This is a genomic window from Streptosporangium sp. G12 (assembly GCF_052983175.1).
The window spans coordinates 1-951 of record NZ_JBRIQO010000098.1 but is presented as its reverse complement, the minus strand read 5'-3'; the positions used below and the strand labels follow the sequence as shown (position 1 = coordinate 951).

The following is a 951-nucleotide window of genomic DNA, read 5'->3' as shown; positions in this document are numbered from 1 at the left end:
CGGCTCAGTACTGGCGGGTGGGCAGGGCTTCCTTGGCCTGCTCCTGGGTGAAGGTGGTCTCCTCGGTCACCACCCGAGCCGGCACCTGCTCACCGGCGACGACCTTCTTGGCCAGGTCCATCAGTTGAGGGCCGAGCAGCGGGCTGCACTCGACGATGTAGCTGATCTTCCCGTCGGCCAGGGCCTGCATCCCGTCCTTCACCGCGTCGATCGTGATGATCTTGATGTCCTTGCCCGGCACCTTGCCCGCGCCCTCGATCGCCTCGATCGCACCCAGCCCCATGTCGTCATTGTGCGCGTACAGCACATCGATGTCCGGAGTGGACTTCAAGAACGCCTCCATCACCTCCTTGCCCTTGGCCCGGGTGAAGTCACCGGTCTGCGAAGCGGCGATCTTGAACTTCGGATCGGCCGCGATCACCTCCGCGAAACCCGCCTTGCGGTCGTTGGCCGGCGCCGAACCCGTGGTGCCCTGCAGCTCCACGATGTTCACCGGATCCTTGGAGTCCTTGTACTCCTCCACCAGCCACTGACCGGCCTTCTTGCCCTCCTCCACGAAGTCCGAGCCCAGGAAGGTCTTGTACAGCGTCTTGTCGGCCGAATCCACCGCCCGGTCGGTGAGGATCACCGGGATCTTGGCGTTCTGCGCCTCCTTCAGCACCGTGTCCCAGCCCGACTCCACCACCGGCGAGAACGCGATGACGTCGACCTTCTGCTGGACGAAGGACCGGATCGCCTTGATCTGGTTCTCCTGCTTCTGCTGGGCGTCGGAGAACTTCAGCTCCACACCCGCCGTCTTCGCCGACTCCTGCACCGACTTGGTGTTGGCCGTACGCCAGCCGCTTTCCGCGCCGACCTGGGAGAAACCCATGACGATCTTGCCGTCGTCGGCGACCTTGCCACTGTCGGTGCCGGTGGCCGGCGTGCTCGTGCTACCGCAACCCGTCATCG

General features: G+C 64.8%; 1 protein-coding gene. It reads right to left on the bottom strand.

Features of this window, described 5'->3' with window-relative positions; all coding sequences use genetic code 11:
• Positions 1-4 precede the first annotated feature (4 nt).
• Positions 5-949, bottom strand: coding sequence for an ABC transporter substrate-binding protein (locus ACVCAG_RS45760; RefSeq protein ID WP_447191673.1), 945 nt, complete (start codon positions 947-949; stop codon positions 5-7).
• Positions 950-951 lie beyond the last annotated feature (2 nt).

What these genes read in the sequence shown, in the direction of transcription:
- ACVCAG_RS45760 (WP_447191673.1), bottom strand. Translation starts at nt 949, where the DNA reads ATGACGGGTTGCGGTAGCACGAGCACGCCGGCCACCGGCACCGACAGT.